This is a genomic window from Bradyrhizobium japonicum USDA 6, assembly GCF_000284375.1.
Classification (GTDB): domain Bacteria; phylum Pseudomonadota; class Alphaproteobacteria; order Rhizobiales; family Xanthobacteraceae; genus Bradyrhizobium; species Bradyrhizobium japonicum.
In genome coordinates, this window is the sequence record NC_017249.1 from 5,969,188 (window position 1) to 5,984,175 (window position 14,988).

General features: G+C 64.7%; 14 protein-coding genes. 2 read left to right on the plus strand and 12 right to left on the minus strand.

Annotated elements, in window-relative coordinates:
* Positions 1–205: 205 nt before the first annotated feature.
* The 12 genes from BJ6T_RS28385 to BJ6T_RS28440 all read right to left on the minus strand — a co-directional run bounded on the left by BJ6T_RS28385 (position 206) and on the right by BJ6T_RS28440 (position 11,656).
* Positions 206–568 (minus strand): Zn-ribbon domain-containing OB-fold protein, encoded by a 363-nt coding sequence (locus tag BJ6T_RS28385; protein WP_014495974.1) that lies wholly within the window; start codon positions 566–568, stop codon positions 206–208.
* The gene (locus tag BJ6T_RS28390) at positions 565–1,701 is read right to left on the minus strand and encodes a thiolase family protein (protein WP_014495975.1); all 1,137 of its coding nucleotides are present in this window, start codon (positions 1,699–1,701) and stop codon (positions 565–567) included. The genes BJ6T_RS28385 and BJ6T_RS28390 overlap by 4 nt, the downstream gene beginning before the upstream one ends.
* Entirely contained in the window at positions 1,698–2,906 is a 1,209-nt protein-coding gene (locus tag BJ6T_RS28395; protein ID WP_014495976.1) for a CaiB/BaiF CoA transferase family protein, read from the minus strand. Before BJ6T_RS28395 ends, BJ6T_RS28390 begins: the two co-directional genes overlap by 4 nt.
* Before the next feature lie 119 nt (positions 2,907–3,025).
* On the minus strand, positions 3,026–3,232 hold the full coding sequence (locus BJ6T_RS28400; RefSeq protein ID WP_014495977.1) for a hypothetical protein: 207 nt from the start codon (positions 3,230–3,232) through the stop codon (positions 3,026–3,028).
* A gap of 123 nt (positions 3,233–3,355) precedes the next feature.
* Positions 3,356–4,525 (minus strand): acetyl-CoA acetyltransferase, encoded by a 1,170-nt coding sequence (locus BJ6T_RS28405; protein ID WP_028169791.1) that lies wholly within the window; start codon positions 4,523–4,525, stop codon positions 3,356–3,358.
* 57 nt (positions 4,526–4,582) lie between these two features.
* Positions 4,583–5,233: a bifunctional 4-hydroxy-2-oxoglutarate aldolase/2-dehydro-3-deoxy-phosphogluconate aldolase gene (gene eda / locus BJ6T_RS28410; protein WP_014495979.1), complete on the minus strand. Its 651-nt coding sequence runs from the start codon at positions 5,231–5,233 to the stop codon at positions 4,583–4,585.
* A gap of 13 nt (positions 5,234–5,246) precedes the next feature.
* A complete protein-coding gene (locus tag BJ6T_RS28415) occupies positions 5,247–6,233 on the minus strand; it encodes a sugar kinase (protein WP_014495980.1) in 987 nt (328 codons plus the stop codon).
* Positions 6,234–6,262: 29 nt separating this feature from the next.
* Complete coding sequence (gene denD / locus BJ6T_RS28420) at positions 6,263–7,249, minus strand: D-erythronate dehydrogenase (RefSeq protein WP_014495981.1); 987 nt, start codon at positions 7,247–7,249, stop codon at positions 6,263–6,265.
* Positions 7,250–7,315: 66 nt separating this feature from the next.
* Positions 7,316–8,191 (minus strand): carbohydrate ABC transporter permease, encoded by an 876-nt coding sequence (locus tag BJ6T_RS28425; RefSeq protein ID WP_014495982.1) that lies wholly within the window; start codon positions 8,189–8,191, stop codon positions 7,316–7,318.
* 2 nt (positions 8,192–8,193) lie between these two features.
* Positions 8,194–9,141: a carbohydrate ABC transporter permease gene (locus BJ6T_RS28430; protein WP_014495983.1), complete on the minus strand. Its 948-nt coding sequence runs from the start codon at positions 9,139–9,141 to the stop codon at positions 8,194–8,196.
* 67 nt (positions 9,142–9,208) lie between these two features.
* Positions 9,209–10,522 (minus strand): ABC transporter substrate-binding protein, encoded by a 1,314-nt coding sequence (locus tag BJ6T_RS28435; protein ID WP_014495984.1) that lies wholly within the window; start codon positions 10,520–10,522, stop codon positions 9,209–9,211.
* A 72-nt stretch (positions 10,523–10,594) separates the two neighbouring features.
* On the minus strand, positions 10,595–11,656 hold the full coding sequence (locus BJ6T_RS28440) for an ABC transporter ATP-binding protein (protein WP_014495985.1): 1,062 nt from the start codon (positions 11,654–11,656) through the stop codon (positions 10,595–10,597).
* Positions 11,657–11,857: 201 nt separating this feature from the next.
* On the opposite strand from BJ6T_RS28440, the gene gntR reads away from it, so the two are divergent.
* Positions 11,858–12,958, plus strand: a complete 1,101-nt coding sequence (gene gntR, locus BJ6T_RS28445) for an HTH-type transcriptional regulator GntR (protein ID WP_014495986.1) — start codon at positions 11,858–11,860, stop codon at positions 12,956–12,958.
* Between the two features lie 106 nt (positions 12,959–13,064).
* The gene (locus BJ6T_RS28450) at positions 13,065–14,909 is read left to right on the plus strand and encodes an IlvD/Edd family dehydratase (protein ID WP_043900420.1); all 1,845 of its coding nucleotides are present in this window, start codon (positions 13,065–13,067) and stop codon (positions 14,907–14,909) included.
* Positions 14,910–14,988: the final 79 nt, after the last annotated feature.

Here is a 14,988-nt window from a genome sequence, read left to right on the forward strand (position 1 = left end):
GGAAGCCACCAAGGGGGCGGCCTCGGGAGCGCTCGCGCATATGCTGGCGGTGACGGCGATGCTCGTCATCGCCAGCATCTTGTTCTACGGGCGTTAGCAAGAGTTGCGTAGAGTGTTTTCGTCATTCCGGGGTGGCTCTCGCACAAGCCAAGCCCAGAATCCCGTTCCAGGCTCGGTCCCTTGGACCGCCCCCGAATGACGGATCCTACTGTTTCCTTTTGCTGAAAAACGGCACGAGTTTGCCGGCGAACGTCGGGAAGCTCGCGGTGACCTCATCGCCGATAGCGAGATTCGTTTCGCCGTGCGCCATCATGCGAAAGCCTTCGGCACAATCGACCAGCAGGATGTTGTAGGGCACGTGCGCCCGCGTCTCGGGCGTGGCGGCGCGGCAGACCAGCGACGTCGCATAGACCCTGCCCTTGCCGCTGGCGCGCGCATCGCGCGGATCGGGCGCGCCGCAGGCCGCGCAGAAGGCGCGATGGAAATACTGCACATGGCCGCATGCGCCGCAGGTCTGAAAGGTGATGGCCTGCTCGCCCTTGGTCCAGTCCGCGATTCGTTCGCTCATCGCACGCGCTCCAGAAACATGCTCACATGGGACGACAGCACGCCGCCGTCGCCGTGCAGCAGCGCGATCGAGGCATCGCGCACCTGGCGGCTAGCCGCCCGCCCCGTCATCTGCAGATGCGCCTCGACCAGATGCGCCATCGCGCCGCCGACGCCGCAATGGCCATAGCTGAGCAGGCCGCCATGGGTGTTGAGCGGCATTGCGCCGTCGCGGCTGAAATGACCTGATCGCACGCGCGCAGCCGCCTCGCCGCGGCCGGCAAGGCCGAGGTCTTCCAGCAGCATGGCAAGCGTGATCGTAAAGCTGTCGTAGATCGCGGCGTAGCGCACGTCGGAGATCGCAAGGCCGGCGGCCTCCTTGGCGCTGGCGATGGAGATTTCAGCACCGAGCTCGCTGAGTGCGGGCGCGGCCGTCACGTGCTGATGGGTATGCGCCTGGGCGCAGCCGCGGATGCGCACGCCGGCCTCGCCGGTCCGCTCACGGCTGATGACGAAGGCCGCGCCGCCGTCTGACACCGGACAGCAGTCCAGCAGCTTGAGCGGCATCGCGACCGGCTTGGACGCCATGACATCGCCGACCGTGATGGGATCGTGGAATTGCGCGCCGGGATGGGTGCAGGCATGCGCGCGCATCAGCACCGCGAATTCGGCGAGGTCCTCTTCCGTCACGCCGTATTCGTGCATGTAGCGGGTGGCGACGAGACCGTAATAAGCGGGAATGGTCGGGCCGAGCGGCACCTCGTAATCGGGATGGCCGACCTGCGCCAAAGCCTGGATCGAAGCGTCGCGGCTCTGCCCCGTGAGCCGGTTCTCGCCGGCAACGACGAGGACGTTGCGCGCGACGCCCGCCTCGACGAGGTGATGGGCCAGCATGGTCATCGCAAGGCCCGTCGCGCCACCGACCTGCACGGCATGCGCGTAAGACGGGCGGATGCCAAAATGCTCGGCAAACACCGTCGCCAGCATGATGTGCGGCGAGACTGTGGAATAGCCGCAGAGGATGCCGTCGATCTCGGCACGCTTGAGGCCGGCGTCGTCGAGCGCGGCTTGCGCGGCCCGGCTCATCAGGTCGAGCGAGGACGAGCCTTCGTGCTTGCCGTAGGGCGTGAGGCCGACGCCGGTGATGAAGCTCATGCTCTCTCCTCCGGCGGCGAGCGCGTGACGCCATCGCGGACCATGGTCGCGATCTCGTCCGGGGAGTAGCCGACCTCACGCAGAATCTCCGCGCCGTGCTCGTTGAGCCGCGGCGCGAGTCGCACCGGCTCAGCCTCGGTCTCCGACCAGGCCGCCGTCACTTTCATGCTGCGGATCGGGCCTTCGGTCGGGTGGTTCACGACCGGGAAGAAGCCGGTGGCTTCCAGATGCTCGTCGTGCAGGATCGACGCGAGGTCGTGCATCGGCATCACCGGCACGTCGGCCTTGGTCAGCAAATCGATCCACTCGGCCGTGGTGCGCGTCTCGAAGATGCGCGCGAGCTCGGCATAGACGACGTCGATATTGGCGGCACGGCCGGCGAATGTCGCGAATTTGGGGTCGGCGCGCAGATCGTCGCGGCTCGTTGCCTTGAAGAAGTTCTCCCACTGCTTGTCGTTGTAGACGATGACGCTGAGATAGCCGTCCGAGGTCTTGTAGGGCCGGCGGTCGCGCGAGAGGTGGCGGGCATAGCCGCCCTTGTCGAGCGGCGGCTCGTAGGTGAGGCCGCCCATGTGGTCGCCCATGACGAAGCCGGCCATGGTCTCGAACATCGGGATGTCGACGCGCTGGCCGCGGCCGGTGCGATCCCGGTGCACGAGGCTGGCGCAGATCGCGCCGACCGCAGTGAGACCGACGATGCGGTCGACCAGCGCGTTGGGCACATAGCGCGGCACGCCGTCGCCGGTCTGCGCCATCAAGGCGGGGAGCGCGGTCGCGCCCTGGATCAAATCGTCATAGGCGGGTTTTGCCGCATAGGGCCCGTCCTGGCCAAAGCCGAACACGCCGGCATAGACGAGACGCGGGTTGATTGCGGAAACGACGTCGTAGCCGAGCTGAAGCCGTGCCATCGCCTGCGGGCGGACATTGTAGACGAGAACGTCGGCGTCCTTCAGCAGCCGCAGCACGGCCTCGCGGCCGGCGGGCTTCTTCAGATCGAGACAGATCGAGCGTTTGCTGCGGTTGGTGTTGAGGAACACCGGGCCCATGCCGGCATGGCGCGTCGGGCCGATCAGGCGGGTGACGTCGCCGTCGAGCGATTCCACCTTGATGACGTCGGCGCCGTAGTCGCCGAGCATCTGGGTCGCATAGGGACCCATCAGCACGGTTGTCATATCGACGACCTTGATGCCCTTCAGCGGCCCCATCCGTTCGCTCCCGATTGCGCGGGCTCAACCTGGCCCTGCGATTTCGGTCCAGCTAAGGGCAGTGACGCCGCGCGCGCAAGGGCGGCCGGGGTATGGCCGCATGCGCGGTGCCGCGGCCGCTATTTCTTCTGGCGGGATTCGCGGATCTTGATGAGACGGTCGAGCTCATCGTTCTGCTGGTTGATCCGATCGGCGATCCGCGACTCGTTCTGCTCGCCGGAGGCGGCCGCGGCCTGCTCGATGAGCTGCCGGATATTGTCCTCGAGGATCGCGATGCGATCGTTGAGTGCGTCTATCGACAGCGAGTCTTCGTAGTCATTGCCCATGATGCATTCCCTGCCAATCACTCAACAGCCGCAGGATGGGCAAAGCGTAGCGTGCCCACCTTGATCTAGCGCAACAAAAAGGTGGCCGCGGCGCAAACGCGCCTTTGCCCACCCTACGAGACCTTACTTCAGCGGCTCCAGCACCGAGACGTAGTTGGCAACTGCTGCGCCGCCCATATTGAAGATGCCGCCAAGCTTGGCGTTCTTCAGCTGCATGCCCTCGGGCGCCTGGCCGGCGAGCTGCATCGCGGTCATCACGTGCATGGAGACGCCGGTGGCGCCGATCGGGTGGCCCTTGGCCTTCAGGCCGCCGGACGGATTGACCGGCAGCTTGCCGTCCTTGAGGGTCCAGCCTTCCTTGATGGCGCGGGCGCCCTGCCCCTTCGGCGTCAGGCCCATCGCTTCGTATTCGATCAGCTCGGCGACGGTGAAGCAGTCATGGGTCTCGACGAAGGAGAGATCGGTGAGCGCAACGCCCGCCTTCTCCAGCGCGCGCTGCCAGGCGACCGTGCAGCCCTCGAACTGGAGGATGTCGCGCTTGGACATCGGCAGGAAGTCCTGGGCGTGCGCAGTGGCGCGGAAGCCGATCGACTTGCTCATGCCCTTGGCGGTCTCGGCATCGGCCAGCACGAGCGCCGCGGCGCCGTCGGAGACCAGCGAGCAGTCGGTACGCTTCAGGGGACCCGCGACGTAGGGGTTCTTCTCGCTCTCGGCGCGGCAGAACTCGAAGCCAAAGTCCTTGCGCATCTGGGCAAAGGGATTGGCGACGCCGTTCTTGTGGTTCTTGGCCGCGATCAGCGCCAGCGCATCGGACTGGTCGCCGTATTTCTGGAAATAGGAGCTGGCGATCTTGCCGAACACGCCGGCGAAGCCGCCGACGGTGTCGCCGTCTTCCGGCAGATAGGACGCCTTGAGCAGGTTCTTGCCGATCTCAGGCCCCGGGGTGCGGGTCATCTGCTCGACGCCGACGACGAGCACAATCCTGGCCGCGCCTGCGTCAATCGCACGCAGGCCCTGATGCACCGCGGCGGAGCCGGTGGCGCAGGCATTCTCGACGCGGGTCGTCGGCTTGAAGCGCAGCTTCGGGTCGGCCTGGAGCACCAGCGAGGCGGTAAAATCCTGCGGCGAGAAGCCGGCGTTGAAATGGCCGAGCACGATCTCATCGACGTCGGACGCGGAAATGCCGGCATCGGCAATCGCCTCATTGGCCACGCGGGTGACGAGGCTTTCGACGGTCTCGGTGTCGAACTTGCCGAACGGCGTATGCGCCCATCCGACGATGCTGGCGGTCATGGTCATCTCCCTGGGGTCTCTTACTGACCTAAGTCTTAGCCCACCAACTGCAAGACTTCACGTGGCTTTCAGGGCCTTGAGGGTGCGCTGGCAGATGGCAGTTATGCCGGCCCAGTTCCCGGCCTTTATCTCCGCCGTCGGGCATAGCCAGGAACCGCCGACCGCGACCACGTTGGGCTCGGCGAGCCAGGTGGCCGCATTGGCCTCGCCCACACCGCCGGTCGGGCAGAACCGCACATTCGGGAACGGCCCGCCCAGCGCGCGCAGGGCCTTGATGCCGCCGGCCTGCTCGGCCGGGAAGAATTTTGCGACGTCGAGGCCGTAGGACAGCGCCAGCATCAGCTCGGACGCGGTGGCGATGCCCGGCGCGAACGGCAAGGAGCTGTCGGCGGCGACCTTCAGGAGATCGGGGGTCAGGCCCGGGCTGATGCCGAACGCGACGCCGAGCTTCTCGACGCGGACGAAATCGGCCGGATTGAGGATCGTGCCGATGCCGACGACCGCCTCGGGCACCTCGGCCATCATCGCCCTCGCCGCCTCGATCGCAACCGGGGTGCGCATGGTCACCTCCAGCGTGCGGACGCCGCCGGCCACCAGCGCTTTCGCCAGCGGCACGGCATCCTGGATGCGCTCGATGGTGAGGACGGGAATGACGGTCGCGGCCTTGAACAGCGCGACGAGGTGGTTCTGTTGGGCGGTCGTGGTCATCTTGGCTTTCGTTTCACTTGGTCGCTTGACGCGTGGTCGCCGGCCGGTGCCGCTTCTTTGGCGGCATGGCATAGCCCGGAATGATGGCGCCGGCATAGCAGATCACGAGGCTGGCGAGGCGGTGCCCGGCCTGGGCCGCCTCGACCGGATCGGAGCCGCCGAGCCGGGCCGCGATATAGGCCGCGGCAAAGCTGTCGCCCGCCGCGGTGGTGTCAACGACCGGTTTTGTCATGGGCTCGGCGCGGACTTCGCTGGTGCCGCCGGGAAAGCGCAACAGGCTGACGGGCTCGGCGAGACGGAACACCAGCTCGGGCGTGGGAATGCGCGCCATCAACTGCTCGTGGCTCTCGCCGGGATAGAGCGCGAGCAGGTCCTCGGTCGAGGTCAGCACGATGTCGGCGGTCGCAAATGCCGTGGCAAAGACCTCGCGGGCGACATCGCGGTCCGGCCATCCCCGCGCGCGGAAATTGGTGTCGAACACGAACCGGGTGCCGAGCAGGCGCGAGCGCTTGATCGCTGCGAACAGGCGCTCGCGCCCGGCCGCATCGTAGATCGAGAGCGTGATCGCGGAGAGATAGACGATGTCGTAGCTCATCAGCGAATTGAGCAGCTCGTCCGTCTCCGGCAGGCTCATCAATTGGCGCGCCGCCGCACTGTCGCGCCAGTGGAAGAACTGCCGCTCGCCCTTCGCATCCGTCTGGATCATGTAGAGGCCGGGCAGCTTGCCCGGCAGCCGGGAGACGCGGCGGGTCCCGACGCCCTCCGCATTCCAGGCCGCGATCATCTCGTCGCTCAGGGCATCGTCGCCGAGCGCGGTGAGATAGTCGACCTTGACCTCGAGCCGCGCCAGATACACCGCCGTGTTGAGGGTGTCGCCACCGAAGCCGCGCGAATACAGGCCGCCGCCCTGGCCTTGCCCGCTGGACTGTCCAGCGGACTGTCCACCCTGGGCCTGCCGGAGCTCGACCATGCACTCACCGATGCAAGCAACGCTCGCCATCGTCATATCCACGCTGTTCATCGGTTGGATCAGGCGACGAAGTTGCCGCCGAGCTCGTCTTCGATGTGAATGCGGATAATGTCGTCAAAAGTCTTTTCTTCGGTGGTGAAGCCGAGCTCGCGCGCCCGCTTCGCCTCGAAATTGCGCGGCCAGCCGCCGACGATGCCGACGATGAACGGATCCAGCTCATGCTTGATGCGTGCGGCGACCTTGTCGCCGGCCACCCGCTTGAGCGCAGCGATCTGTTCGCCGACCGTCGCCGAAAAGCCGGGCATGGTCAGATTGCGGCGCGGACCGACCTTGGCGAGGTCCATGGTGCCGGCATGGAGCAGGAAGCCAACGGCGGAGCGCGGCGTGGCGTGCCAGTGGCGGACATCCTCGGAGACCGGGAGCACCGCTTCCTTGCCGGCCAGCGGCTCGCGCAGGATGTTGGAGAAGAAGCCCGACGCCGCCTTGTTGGGCAGACCGGGCCGGATGCAGATGGTCGGCAGGCGGATGCCGATGCCGTCGAGGAAGCCGCGGCGCGAATAGTCGGCGAGCAGCAATTCACCGATTGCCTTCTGGGTGCCGTAGCTGAGCAGCGGGGTGTGGAAGAACTCGTCGCCGATCGCGTCCGGGAACGGCGCGCCGAACACCGCGATTGACGAGGTGAAGACCACGCGCGGCTTGTAGCCGCCGCCGACGAGCCTGACGGCATCGAGCAGCATCCGCGTGCCGTCGAGATTGATGCGGTAGCCCTTGTCGAAATCGAGTTCGGCTTCGCCCGAAACGATCGCGGCCAGATGAAAGATCACGTCGGGGCGACCGGCGATCAGCTTTTCGGCTGCGCCCGGCACGGCAAAATCGCCTGACACGGTCTCGACGGGGAAACCGGCCTTTTCCGGCTTCTTGGGCTCGACCACGTCGTGCATGGTCAGCTTGGTGATGTCGCTCTTGCCGAGCCGGCCGTCGCGCAACAGCCGTTCACACAATTTACGGCCGACCATGCCGGCGGCGCCCAGAACCAGAATGTGCAAGAGCCTACTCCTTCTTATTGGCCGGAGCGCACCGCTCCTGGTGCGCTCTCAAGGCAGGCCCCGCGATCATTCCTTCACGGCGCCGGTCATCGCCGACACATAGTACTCCACGAAGAAGGAATAAAGGATAACTACGGGGACCGAGCCGATCAGGGCCGCCGCCATCAGCGCGCCCCAATGGTAGACGTCGCCGCTGACGAGCTCGGTGATGGCGCCGACGGGAATCGTCTTGTTCTCCGACGAGGAGATGAAGGTCAGCGCGTAGATGAACTCGTTCCAGGACAACGTGAAGGCGAAGATGCCGGCCGAGATCACTCCCGGGAGCGACAGCGGCAGTGTGATCTTGACCAGGATCTGGAGCCGCGTCGCACCGTCGATCAGCGCGCATTCCTCGAGCTCGTAGGGAATGGTGCGGAAATAGCCCATCAGGAGCCAGGTGCAGAACGGGATCAGGAAGGTCGGATAGGTCAGGATCAGCGCCAGATTGCCATCGAACAGGCCGAGCTGAAACACGATCGCCGCCAGCGGAATGAACAGGATCGAGGGCGGCACGAGATAGCCGAGGAAGATCGCTAGCCCAACATAGCGCGAGCCCTTGTAGCGGAGGCGTTCGATCGCGTAGGCGGCGCAGACGCTGGCGAACAGCGAGATGAAGGTGGAGGACACCGAGACGATCACGGTGTTCCACATCCAGAGCGGATAGTCGGTTTCGACCAACAGCTTCTTGATGTGCTCGATGGTCGGATTCACGATCCAGAACGGATTGTACTTCTCGTAATCGTACATCTCCGCGTCCGGCTTGAACGTCGCGACCGCCATCCAATAGAACGGGAACAGCAGGAAGAAGATGATCAGGCCGAGCGGAAAGTAGACCCGCAAGAACTTCCGCGGGAAGCTCTCGAGATAATCCATTCCGACGCTTTGGTCGTCTGCGGTGCTCATGGTCAGTCCCTCCCGCCCTGCTGCCAGCGGGAGCGCTGAAGCCCGAAGAAGCTGAGCAGGATCGCTGCGACCAGGAACGGGATCATCGCGTTCGAGATCGCCGCGCCCTCCCCGAGATTGCCGCCGGTGATGGCGCGCTGGAACGACAGCGTCGCCATCAGATGCGTGGCATTGATCGGCCCGCCCCGCGTGATGGTGTAGATCAACTGGAAGTCGGTGAACGTCATCAGCACCGAGAATGTCATCACGACCGCGATGATCGGCGACAGCATCGGCAGCGTGATGTGGCGGAAGCGCTGCATGTTGGTGGCGCCATCGAGATTGGCCGCCTCGTAGAGCGAGGGCGAAATCGTCTGCAATCCCGCCAGCAGCGTGATCGCCACAAAGGGCACGCCACGCCAGATGTTGGCGGCGACGACCGACAAGCGCGCATTCCAGGGGTCGCCGAGGAAGTCGATGTAGCGCGTGATCAGGCCGGCCTTGATCAGCACCCAGGAGATGATCGAGAACTGGCTGTCATAGATCCACCAGAACGCGATCGCGGACAGCACCGTCGGTACCACGAACGGCAACAGCACGATGGCACGGATCATCGACTTGAACGGCAGCCGCTCGTTGAGCAGCAGCGCGAGGTAAAGGCCGATGGCGAATTTCACGATGCTCGCGGTGAACGTGTAGAAAATGGTGTTGAAGACCGAGAGCCAGAACACCGAATCCTTGGCGAGCGACACGAAGTTCTGGAAACCGATGTAGCGCCCGGCCCCGCCGATCTTGGTGTCGGTCATGCCGAGCCAGAAGCCCAGCGCCAGTGGATAGGCGAGAAACAGGATCAGGATGGCGATCGCCGGCACCATGAACATCGCGCCGAGACAATTCCGGCTCTCGAATGCTCTGGTCCACAGGCTGCCTTGCTTGACCTGCGCGACAGCGGACTCGGCCATGACTGCCATGTCGGATTCCCCTCGGGAGAAAGGTCACGGCGTCCGGCGAACCGGACGCCGCCCAGATTGGAGCTGATCAGACCTGATAGTAGCGCTTGGCGCGCTCGGCGGCGCGCGCGGCCGCCTGCTTCGGCGTCGCCGAGCCCGAGGCGGCTTCCGCGAACATGTCGACGACGACGAAGTCGCCCATCACGGCCGCGGAGGCGTAACCGAGATCGCCGGCAAAGCCGTTGTCGCGGCAGCGCTTCAGGCAATCGCGATACGGGGTGATCTTCGGATCCGACGTCCACACCGGGTTGTCGTTGTAGGCCGGCAGCGGCGGCGACACGTAGCCGTTGGAAGCGACCTCCCAGGCGTCGTAATTCTCCTTGTCCATCATGAACTTGATGAATTCCTTGACCGCCTTGGGATACTTCGAGTGCTTGTAGCCGTAATAGACCAGCACGTTCTGCTGCTCGGTCGATACGCCCACGGGGCCGATCGGCATCGGCGCGTGGTTCATGTCCTTGGCGATCTCCTGCTGCTTCGGATCGGTGGAGTTCTTGCCGACGGTCCAGATCGAGATGCCGTTCAGCGTCAGGCTGAGTTCACCGTTCAGGAACGCCTTGTTGTTGTTCGAGTCATTCCACGACAGCACGCCCGGGATGAAGGTCTCGTAGAGCTGCTTGACGTATTCGAGCGCGGCGATCGTCTCCGGGGAGTCGATCACGACCTCGTTCTTGTCGTTGACGACCTTGCCGCCGAACGCCCAGAGCGCCCACTGGCACCAGCCATTGGCATCGCCCGTGGCATGGCCGAGCGCGAAACCGGCCGGCGTGTTGTTCTTCTTCAACGCCTGGCAGAGCTTGAGGAAGCCGGCGGTGTCCTTGGGGAATTCCTCGAAGCCTGCAGCCTTCACATGGCTGATGCGGTAGTTCAGGCAGCCGCCGGTCGCGCCCTGCGGAATCGCGATCCAGCTGTTGCCCTTCTTGCCGTAACGTTCGGCAACCGGATACCAGCCGCCATACTGCGCGCCGAGATAGTCGGCGACATCAGTCACATCGATCAGCTTTTCCGGGAATTTGTGGGGATCATCGAGCGTGCCGATGATGAGGTCGGGGCCGGCGCCGACATTGGCGGCCACTGCGGCCTTGGGGCGGATGTCTTCCCAGCTCTCGGCCTCCAGCTTGATCTTGACGCCGGTCTTCTCGGAGAACTTCTTGGTCTGCTCGGCGAACTTGTCGAACTCGGCCTGGATGAACTGCTTCCAGCGCAAGACGCGGATGGACGCGTTCGGTTCGGGCGTGTTGGTCCACTCCGCGGCGCGCACCGGCACGATGCCCGGGCCGGCCAGCAACGCTGCGCCGCCCAGGCCGGCCTTAAGCACACTTCGCCTGTCGAAATTGCTCATCGTTCTCTCCCTGAATTTTATGATTTGTATTGGGTCGTTCTTGAACAGTCGTTGGGCAATCCTTCGGCGCGGCTACATGCGTTTGCCCGTCGCCTCGTCGAACAGATGAACCAGGGACGGGTCAGGCTTCAGCTTGACCTTGTCGCCCGGATTGAACTGGTGACGCTCGCGGAAGACCGCGACGACCTGCTCGCCACCGACCTTCGCGAACACCTGCGTCTCCGAGCCGGTCGGCTCGACCACGACGATCTCGGCATCGGCGCCGTCGTCCGCGATCGTGAAATGCTCGGGTCGCACACCATAGACGACAGGGCGACCGTCGGACCCCGCCGGCGCGCTCTTGAGCGGCAGCTTGACGCCGTTCGGCCCCTCGAAGGTCGCAACGCCGTTGACGCGCACATGGCCTTTCAGGAAGTTCATGGCCGGCGAGCCGATGAAGCCGGCGACGAACTGGTTGTCGGGCTTGTCGTAGAGCTCGAGCGGTGTCCCCATCTGCTCGACGATGCCGTCATGCATGACGACGATCTTGTCGGCCATGGTCATGGCCTCGATCTGGTCGTGGGTGACGTAGACGGTCGTCGTCTTCAGCCGTTGGTGCAGCTCCTTGATCTCGGTGCGCATGGCGACGCGCAGCTTGGCGTCGAGGTTCGACAAGGGCTCGTCGAACAGGAACACCTGCGGATCGCGCACGATGGCGCGGCCCATCGCGACGCGCTGGCGCTGGCCGCCGGACAGCTGGCGCGGATAGCGTTCGAGCAGCGGCGACAGCGCGAGAATTTCGGCGGCGCGCTTGACGCGCTTGTTGATCTCGTCGGAGCTCGCGTTCCGCAGCTTCAGCGAGAAGCCCATGTTCTCGCCGACGGTCATATGCGGATAGAGCGCGTAGTTCTGGAACACCATCGCAATATCCCGCTCCTTGGGCTGGATATTGTTGACGACGCGGTCGCCGATCGAGATCGTGCCGGAGGTGATGTTCTCGAGGCCCGCAAGCATGCGCAGAAGCGTCGACTTGCCGCAGCCGGAGGGGCCAACCAGGACGACGAACTGGCCGTCCTCGATCGGAATCGAAACGCCGTGCAGGACTTCAAAATTGCCGAACGATTTCCGCACGTCGCGGATTTGCACAGACGACATCTAGCTCCCTCCTCGAAAGTCCACGACGGCTCACGCGCCGCGACCGTCTTGTTTTTCAGACTTCACCGAACGAAGCCCGATCTTAGCGAGCGACATTGTCGGCAGTTTGTGCGGTTTTGGCAATTTGTCTTTGGTTAGTCGTTGCTGGTAGCGCTGTCAACGTTCCTTTGTTTGCCGGACCGACTGTGATAAGAGCAGCAAATGGGTCGAAAACGCACCAAGTCAGGTAAAATCCGGCTGGCGGAAGTTGCCGAGCTTGCCGGCGTCAGCCCGATCACGGCGTCCCGGTTCTTCCGCAATCCGGAGGCCCTGTCGGTCGCCAAGCGGACGCGGGTCGAGAGCGCGGCCAACGAGCTCGGCTATGTGCCGAACCTGGCGGCGCGGGCGCTGGCCTCGCAGCGCACCGAAGTGATCGGCGTCCTGATCCCGTCGCTGACCAACAACGTGTTTTCCGACGTGCTGCGCGGCATCTATGACGCCTCCGAAGGCAGCCGGTACTCGATCCAGTTGTCCAACACACGCTACAGTATCCTCCAGGAGGAGAAGCTGCTGCGCCTGTTTCTCGCGCAGAAGCCGGCCGGACTGATCGTCACCGGCATCGACCAGACCGCGGAATCGCGCGCGATGCTGGAGGCCGCCGACTGCCCGATCGTGCAGATCATGGAGATCGGACCCAATCCGGTCGACATGATGATCGGCTTTTCGCACTATGATGCGGCCCGCGCGGCGATTGCCCACCTGTTCGCGCAGGGCCGCCGCAAGATCGGCTTCGTCGGCGCGCGCATGGATCCGCGGGTGCAGCGGCGGCTGGACGGATATGTCTCGGCCATGAAGGACGCCGCGTTGTTCGAGCAGCGCCTCGTCGTCACGACGGCGACACCGACCTCGGTGACGCTCGGCGGCACCCTGTTCACCGATCTGCTGGCGCGCGAACCCGATATCGACTCGGTCTTCTGCGCCAATGACGACCTCGCGCTCGGCGTGCTGTTCGAATGCCGGCGCCGGGAGATCGCGGTCCCGGAGCAGATCGCGATCGTAGGATTCAACGACCTCGAATTCATGGCCTCCGCGGTACCCACCCTCACCAGCGTGCGCACCAACCGCTACGAGATGGGCAACACGGCCGCCACCATGCTGATCGAAGCGATCGACGGACGCCGCCCCGAGCAGCCGGTGCTTGATCTCGGCTTCAAGGTGATCGAGCGGCAAAGCTCGTCATCGCGGCGTTCGGACGACAGGCCTGCCGCATCAGCCGCGGGCGCGGCGAACAAAATGATAGCGTTACCAAGTGGCCACGACTAGTATCGCACTTGTGAGGGAATGACCCGCCAACGGGCCTTTGAACCATGGATCGCGCCGTTGGGCATCGCACCAGCCGAAGCTGAGCCCCCGACGCCAGTGCGTTTGCATTGCAGGAGAAACCAATGACAAAAAACCAACCAATGGGCATGCGCCCGCCAGCAACGGCGCTCGCCGCCACCTCCGCTCGCAGGAATGGTTCAACAATCCGCATAATCCGGGCATGACCGCGCTCTATATGGAGCGCTACCTGAATTACGGCCTCACCCGGGCCGAGCTCCAGTCCGGCAAGCCGATCATCGGCATCGCCCAGACCGGCAACGACCTTTCCCCCTGCAACCGCCACCATATCGAGCTCGCGCACCGCGTCCGCGAAGGCATCCGCGAGGCCGGCGGCATCGCGATGGAATTCCCGACCCATCCGATCCAGGAGACCGGCAAGCGCCCGACCGCGGCGCTCGACCGCAACCTCGCCTATCTCGGCCTCGTCGAGATCCTCTACGGCTATCCGCTCGACGGCGTGGTGCTGACCACCGGCTGCGACAAGACAACGCCTGCCTGCATGATGGCGGCGGCGACCGTGAACCTGCCCGCGATCGTGCTGTCGGGCGGCCCGATGCTGAACGGCTGGCATGCCGGCGAGCGCACCGGCTCCGGCACCATCGTCTGGAAGTCGCGCGAACGGCTTGCCGCCGGCGAGATCGACTATGAGGAATTCATGGAGATCGTGGCGTCCTCGGCGCCCTCGGTCGGCCATTGCAACACCATGGGCACCGCCTCGACCATGAACGGGCTTGCCGAAGCGCTCGGCTTCTCGCTGCCGGGCTGCGCGGCGATCCCCGCCCCCTATCGCGAGCGCGGCCAGATCGCCTACGAGACCGGCAAGCGCGCCGTCGAGATGGTCTGGGAAGACCTCAAGCCGTCGGACATCCTGACCCGCAAGGCGTTCGAGAACTGCATCGTGATCAACTCGGCGATCGGCGGCTCGACCAACGCGCCGATCCACATCAACGCGCTGGCACGCCACATCGGCGTCGAGCTGTCGATCGACGACTGGCAGAAATTCGGCCACGACGTGCCGCTGCTGGTCAACATGCAGCCGGCCGGCTTCTATCTCGGCGAGGAATTCCACCGCGCCGGCGGCGTGCCGGCCGTGGTGCGCGAGCTGATGAAGCACAAGCGCATCCACGAGGATGCGGTCACGGTGAACGGCCGCGGCATCGGCGAGAACTGTGCCAATGCGCCCGCGCCCGACAACGACGTGATCCGGGCCTACGACAAGCCGCTGGTGAAGGACGCCGGCTTCCTGGTGCTGAAGGGCAATCTGTTCGATTCCGCGATCATGAAGACCAGCGTGATCTCCAAGGAATTCCGCGACCGCTATCTCAGCAACCCGAAGGACCTCAACGCCTTCGAGGGCCGCGCCATCGTGTTCGAGGGCCCGGAGGACTATCACGAGCGGATCGACGATGCCTCGCTCGACATCGACGAGCGCTGCGTGCTGTTCATCCGCGGCACCGGGCCGATCGGCTATCCCGGCGGCGCCGAGGTCGTGAACATGCAGCCGCCGGCCGCGCTGATCAAACGCGGCATCCTGTCCCTGCCCTGCATCGGCGACGGCCGCCAGTCCGGCACCTCGGGCTCGCCGTCGATCCTGAACGCCTCGCCGGAAGCTGCCGCCAATGGCGGGCTCGCGATCCTCAAGACCGGCGACAAGGTGCGGATCGACCTCAACAAGGGCAGCGCCAATATCCTCATTTCGGACGACGAGGTGAAGAAGCGCCACGCCGAGCTGATGGCCGATGGCGGCTTCAAGCATCCGGCGAACCAGACGCCGTGGCAGGAGATCTACCGCAACACCGTCGGCCAGCAATCGACCGGCGCCTGCATGGAGCTCGCCACGAGGTATCAGAACGTCGCCGGCACGTTTGGCGTCGCCAGAGACAACCACTAACAGCCACGTCGTCATTGCGAGCGAAGCGAAGCAATCCAGAGATTTGTCAGCAGAGACAGACTGGATTGCTTCGTCGCTT

Excerpts from the sequence above, each read along its gene's own strand:
- BJ6T_RS28395 (WP_014495976.1), bottom strand. The coding sequence starts at position 2,906 with ATGGGGCCGCTGAAGGGCATCAAGGTCGTCGATATGACAACCGTGCTG.
- eda (WP_014495979.1), bottom strand. The coding sequence starts at position 5,233 with ATGACCACGACCGCCCAACAGAACCACCTCGTCGCGCTGTTCAAGGCC.
- BJ6T_RS28390 (WP_014495975.1), bottom strand. The coding sequence starts at position 1,701 with ATGAGCTTCATCACCGGCGTCGGCCTCACGCCCTACGGCAAGCACGAA.
- BJ6T_RS28430 (WP_014495983.1), bottom strand. The coding sequence starts at position 9,141 with ATGGCAGTCATGGCCGAGTCCGCTGTCGCGCAGGTCAAGCAAGGCAGC.
- BJ6T_RS28400 (WP_014495977.1), bottom strand. The coding sequence starts at position 3,232 with ATGGGCAATGACTACGAAGACTCGCTGTCGATAGACGCACTCAACGAT.
- BJ6T_RS28440 (WP_014495985.1), bottom strand. The coding sequence starts at position 11,656 with ATGTCGTCTGTGCAAATCCGCGACGTGCGGAAATCGTTCGGCAATTTT.
- BJ6T_RS28385 (WP_014495974.1), bottom strand. The coding sequence starts at position 568 with ATGAGCGAACGAATCGCGGACTGGACCAAGGGCGAGCAGGCCATCACC.
- gntR (WP_014495986.1), top strand. The coding sequence starts at position 11,858 with ATGGGTCGAAAACGCACCAAGTCAGGTAAAATCCGGCTGGCGGAAGTT.
- BJ6T_RS28405 (WP_028169791.1), bottom strand. The coding sequence starts at position 4,525 with ATGACCGCCAGCATCGTCGGATGGGCGCATACGCCGTTCGGCAAGTTC.
- BJ6T_RS28415 (WP_014495980.1), bottom strand. The coding sequence starts at position 6,233 with ATGGCGAGCGTTGCTTGCATCGGTGAGTGCATGGTCGAGCTCCGGCAG.
- BJ6T_RS28425 (WP_014495982.1), bottom strand. The coding sequence starts at position 8,191 with ATGAGCACCGCAGACGACCAAAGCGTCGGAATGGATTATCTCGAGAGC.
- BJ6T_RS28435 (WP_014495984.1), bottom strand. The coding sequence starts at position 10,522 with ATGAGCAATTTCGACAGGCGAAGTGTGCTTAAGGCCGGCCTGGGCGGC.